The following is a 3461-nucleotide window of genomic DNA, read 5'->3' as shown; positions in this document are numbered from 1 at the left end:
CCAACGACATCTAAACACCTTTACACCACGGCCGCTGCCGGTTTGTAAATTTTCCACACGAGGCGGCCCCGGGTCAGCTGAGGGTCTTGCTCTCCTCGTCGGCAGGACCGGCGGTCTCGGCCTTCGCGGCCTCCTCCGCCTCGGCCGCCGCCTGCTTCTTGCTGGCGATGAGGCTGGTGATCGTGGTGATCACCAGGACACCACCGATGACGCTGAGCGAGAACGGGATGGAGATCTCAGGCGTGTGCACGCCGTTCTCGTGCAGGGCGTGCAGCACCAGCTTGACGCCGATGAAGCCGAGGATCACCGACAGGCCGTAGCTGAGGTGGACCAGCTTCTTCAGCAGACCGCCGATGAGGAAGTACAGCTGGCGCAGACCCATCAGGGCGAACGCGTTGGCCGTGAAGACGATGTACGGGTCCTGGGTCAGGCCGAAGATCGCCGGGATCGAGTCCAGCGCGAACAGCACGTCCGTCATACCGATGGCGAGCATGACCACCATCAGCGGGGTCAGGATGCGCTTGCCGTTCTTCTGAATGAAGAGCTTCGTGCCGTGGTACTGGTCGGCGACACCGAAGCGGTGCTCGATCTTCTTGAGGAGACGGTTCTCCTCCCAGTCGTCCTCGTCCTCGTCGGCCCGGGCCTCCTGGATGAGCTTCCAGGCGGTGTAGATCAGGAACGCGCCGAAGATGTAGAACACCCACGAGAAGTTCGCGATCACGGCGGCGCCGGCGGCGATGAAGATCGCCCGGAGCACCAGGGCGATGAGCACACCGATCAGCAGCACGCGCTGCTGGAGGTGTGAGGGCACCGAGAACTTCGCCATGATCAGGACGAAGACGAAGAGGTTGTCGACGCTCAGCGACTTCTCGGTGATGAATCCGGCGAAGAACTCGCCGGAGGCCTGGCTCTCGCCGAAGACCATGAGGCCGACTCCGAAGAGGACGGCCAGCGCGATCCAGACGATCGTCCAGATCCCGGCTTCCTTGGTCGACACGTCATGGGGCTTGCGCCCGATGAAGAAGTCGACAGCGATCAGGGCTGACAGACCAAAGATGGTCAGGGCCCACACGGTCCATGAAACGTCCACTGCGCCTCCGGCAGTTCGCTACGGCTACTGAATCAGCGTCGTCGCTGCCGGAGGTCTCTTCCATCCCTGCACGTGGTGCGCGCCTGGACCGACGCCCCGGGACCGATTGCGATCCGTATTGACGGGCACGTCGCGTAAGGAGTACTCCCCTCCGTTCCCCGAACAGTACAGGCATCACCAAGGGTAGGTAAAGAAAAGGGTAAAGAAGTCGTCAAGACCGCAGGTCGGAGCCTTCTGTCTCGTCAGCGGCCGGCAGCTCTACGGGCCGCTGCGACCGCCGCGAGCACCTGTTCCAGGACGCGGCTGCCCGCCGGGACCGTCAGCGGCTCGTACGTCCAGGCGTGCCCGACCCATGGATCGGCGAGGTGGCTGTCGGCGACCGGGGTGATCCGCAGCAGCGAACGCCACAGCGGATCGAGCACCGGACCGTACGCACTGGCCTCCTCCCGGTCCGCGACCATGAGGAGGTGCACTCCGACCGCGGGGCCCTCGTCGGCGAGGTAGCGGAGCTGGGTGACGGCCCGGTCGTCGAAGCCGTGCGGGAAGTCGTTGACCACCAGGAGCTGTTCGCCGGTGTCCAGGTCGAGCGGGAGCGAGTCGGCTGCCCCGGCCCGGACCGCCATCTGCACCAGGTCCACCCGCCGGGTGAGGTGGGCGAGGACGGAGGCCACTCCGCCGGGTCCGGCGGCGGGCGGTCCGGCGAGGACGCCCGCCTCGACCAGCGGCGCGAGCGGACCGGCCGCCGAACCCGCCGGGTCGATGACGTGCACCGCGAACTCCCCGGGCGGATACACCGCGAGCAGCCGGGCCGCGTGCGCCACCGCGGTCTCCATGGCCGCCCGGCGCAGCCGGTCCGTGTCCGTCGACGCGGCCGCCTCGGACGCCGTCCGCCCGCTGTCCACCCACATCCCGCGCTCCAGCGGCAGCCGGACGAGCAGCGGGATGCGCAGGTCGGTGCGCTCGGGCAGATGGAGATCGCCGATGCGCAGGGCCATCGGTATCTCCATGGGAACCCGGTGAGCGTGCCAGACGGGGTTGCCCCAGCCCGCGTACGCGGCCGGCAGCGCGGGCTCGACGACGGCGGCCTCGGCGGCCAGCTGGGCCAGATCGCGGTCGAGGGCCTCCCGGGCCCGGGAGGCCAGCTCGTCGCGCTTGGCGCGGGCGGCCTCGCGGGCGCGGTCGCCCGCACCGCCGATCCGGTTGCGCGGGTCGGACAGGGCCCGGTCGAGCTCCTGGTCCATCCGGGACTCGGCGAAGTCCACGGCGCTGCGGTAGGCGGCGACGGCGCGGGCCAGGTCCTCGAACATGCCCCAGATCTGGTTGTAGAGGCGCTCGTCCATCGACCAGCCGGTGGCGTCGCCCGCGACGGGTTGAGCGGCCTGTCCGGGCTGGGCGGGGGGCGCGGGGGGCGGGGGCGAGGGGGGTGCGGCGTGCTGCCTGCGCGGGTGCGCGTAGTTGATGGGACCGCCGGCGGCGGGCCCTGCCGCCGAAGGCCCCGCGGCGGCCTGCCCGGGGGCGGTGTGCGGCGGGGTGGTGTGTGGCTGAGTGGTGTGCGGCGGGGCGGCGGTGGCCGGGTCGGTCAGCGGCTCGGGGGGCTCCGGGGCCGCGGTCGGCGCGCTCGGGCGGTGGTCCGCCGGTCCCGTCGTGTGCCGTACGCGGTCGCCTTCCGGGGACCGGGGCGGCGGCGGGGCCACCGAGCGGGCCAGGCCCCGGGTGACGGCCTCCTGGATGGATCCGGCCAGGTGGGCGGCGTCGGTCACGCCCTGGTCGGCGAGCATCTCGGCGAGCCCGCCCGCGTATCCCTGGCCCACGGCGCGGACCTTCCAGGCGTCCTGGCGGCGGTAGAGCTCCAGGGCGCTGACCGCGGACTCGGCGTCCAGGCCGGTGAGCGTGAAGGAGGCGATCTCGTCGCCGTCGAGCCCGATGACGGCGACGAAGGGGGCGGGGACGGCACCGAACCGCGTCGGGCCGCCGACCCCGACGGGCAGCGCGAGCAGCACGGTGACCCGGTGGGCGCCGACGGGCAGCGCCTCCAGGTCGACGGCGAGCCGGTGGTCGGCCGCCGCCTGCTGGGAGACCTCAAGACCGGGGAGCTGGGGCGAGCCGGGGTGGGCGATCCACTCGCCGCCGCGCACCGTGCCCCGCTCGTCGCCGAGGGTGGCCCCGGCCACGACGGGCGTGCCCGCCGACACCCGGATCTCCAGACGGGTCTGGGGCAAGGTGTGGTTCTGCCCCCGGACCAGTTCGGCCGTCATTGCCCTGTCCCCTCGACGAAGGCCCGCGCGCGGTGGGCGCGGCGCCGTGTGATGCGCGTGATGCCTTGTGGTGCCCGTGCGGTGTCGTGTGATGCCGCGGTGATTCCGTGCCGTGC

The 3461-nt window shown here is 71.3% G+C and carries 2 protein-coding genes; both read right to left on the bottom strand.

Features of this window, described 5'->3' with window-relative positions; genetic code table 11:
• Positions 1–73 precede the first annotated feature (73 nt).
• Positions 74–1090 carry a TerC family protein gene (locus ACFWM7_RS34480; RefSeq protein ID WP_383268509.1) on the bottom strand — a complete coding sequence of 339 codons (1017 nt, stop codon included), beginning with the start codon at positions 1088–1090 and terminating at the stop codon, positions 74–76.
• A 242-nt stretch (positions 1091–1332) separates the two neighbouring features.
• Complete coding sequence (locus tag ACFWM7_RS34475) at positions 1333–3345, bottom strand: TerD family protein (protein WP_383268506.1); 2013 nt, start codon at positions 3343–3345, stop codon at positions 1333–1335.
• Positions 3346–3461: the final 116 nt, after the last annotated feature.

It is taken from the genome of Streptomyces sp. NPDC058375 (assembly GCF_042723425.1).
Lineage (GTDB): Bacteria > Actinomycetota > Actinomycetes > Streptomycetales > Streptomycetaceae > Streptomyces > Streptomyces durocortorensis.
The sequence above is the reverse complement of the archived record's forward strand: the minus strand, read 5'-3'. Positions and strand labels throughout refer to the sequence as shown.